Source organism: Aeromonas australiensis (genome assembly GCF_000819725.1).
Lineage (GTDB): Bacteria > Pseudomonadota > Gammaproteobacteria > Enterobacterales > Aeromonadaceae > Aeromonas > Aeromonas australiensis.
Genome location: NZ_CDDH01000043.1, coordinates 1 through 1,623, shown reverse-complemented (window position 1 = coordinate 1,623; position 1,623 = coordinate 1). Strand labels below are relative to the sequence as shown.

Annotated in this window: 2 protein-coding genes; one reads left to right on the top strand and one right to left on the bottom strand. The window is 63.6% G+C overall.

The window, feature by feature from the left end; translation table 11 throughout:
- Positions 1-938, bottom strand: a 938-nt coding sequence (locus BN1117_RS05580) for an NAD-dependent epimerase/dehydratase family protein (RefSeq protein ID WP_040095555.1), incomplete at its 3' end; no start/stop codon positions are given.
- Positions 939-1,150: 212 nt separating this feature from the next.
- Between BN1117_RS05580 and tsaA the strand changes: the two genes are divergently transcribed.
- Positions 1,151-1,623: tRNA (N6-threonylcarbamoyladenosine(37)-N6)-methyltransferase TrmO (gene tsaA, locus BN1117_RS05575; RefSeq protein ID WP_040095556.1), on the top strand; the 473-nt coding region annotated here is incomplete at its 3' end.

The following is a 1,623-nucleotide window of genomic DNA, read 5'->3' as shown; positions in this document are numbered from 1 at the left end:
AGCGCCCCCTCGGCCAGGGGCCCATCACCCACCGCCAACCAAGAGGCCAGATCGGCGGCGGTCTCTTCCAACGGCCGGAAATTCAACCCCTTCACAATGGCTGCCTCGGCGCTTATAGAACCGTAACCGGCAAACTCAGCCTGCGTGCAGGGTAGCAGGGTGGGATAGCTCTGCCAGGGCTCGATACCGGCCGCCATCAGGGTCGACCAGGGCAGCCACTCGGGCTGGATGGGGCGGGCTGGCTGCAACCGGGCGCTCAGCCGCTCCAGCCAGTCACTCAGGGTAATGCCGGGTTTGAGCAGATTGAAGATACCCGACAACTGCTGCTCGGCCGCACGCAGCACAAACTCGGCGCAGTCACGTACATCGAGATACTGCAAGCGATCCTCGCCACTGCCCGGCAGCAACCAGGGCCCACCCTGCTGCACCCGCTTAATCCACCAGGCCATGCGACCGGTGGGATCATGGGGGCCGCAGAGCACGCCCGGACGCAGGATGCAGAGCCGCTCGCCCCAACGGGCGCGGAACTCCTGCTCGCACAACACCTTGAGGGGGCCATAGTCAGTAGGCATGTCGCCTTCGGGGATAGGGTGCAGGGGCGCCGACTCATCCATTCCGGGGATTGAGAAATCGCGATAGACGCTGATGGTGGAGATAAAAATGAGCCGCGCGCAGCGCCCGAGCAAGGCGGCCGAGAGACTTGCCGCCTGCTCGGGGCGATAGCAGCAGGTATCGATGACGAGATCCCACTGTACCCCCTCTCCCTCAAGGGCCTCCAGATCCTTATCCCGGTCACCGATAAGCTGCACCAGCTCACGCCAGTCGGCATGCTGGCGGTGGCCGCGGTTAAACAGGGTCACTTCATGGCCCCAATCCAGCGCCAACGCGGTGAGGTGGCGGCCTAAAAAGCCGGTGCCACCAATAATCAGCAGTTTCATCCCTCTCCCTCCCCTTCGGCGCGCGTGCGTACATTTCATCGTGACACGCCAGTTGCCTCCACCCTACGCAACTTGGCACGCAGGCACAGCTCCCGACTGGCCGGGATGGGACAGGGATCACGGCCACGCTGCAAAAATGAAGGTAGTGAGGCCAGGCCTGCGTTTTGAGGCTGCCTGTGCTAAATTGCCGAGGTTTTCAGTCAGGATCCGCCATGAAGTTCGAAATCGATACCCTCGGGATCATCCGCTCTCCCTACAAGGAGAAGTTCGCCATCCCTCGCCAGCCCGGTCTGGTCAAATCGGCCCGCGCCCGCCTCGAGCTGCTCCCTCCTTATGATCAGCCGGATGTGCTGCGCGGCATCGAGCAGTTTTCCCATCTGTGGCTCAGCTTCGTCTTTCACCAAACCATGGCGCAGGGCTGGCACCCGACGGTGCGCCCGCCGCGCCTGGGCGGCAACGAGCGGGTCGGCGTCTTTGCCACTCGCTCCACCTTCCGCCCCAATCCACTTGGCCTCTCGGTAGTCGAGCTGCACGGGGTCGGTCGCGAACGGGGCAAACTGTGGCTGGAGCTGGGGGCGGTAGATCTGCTTGATGGCACCCCCATCGTCGATATCAAGCCCTATGTCCCCTATGCCGACAGCCTGCCGGATGCTCGTGGCGGTTTTGCCCCCGATGCGCCCACCCC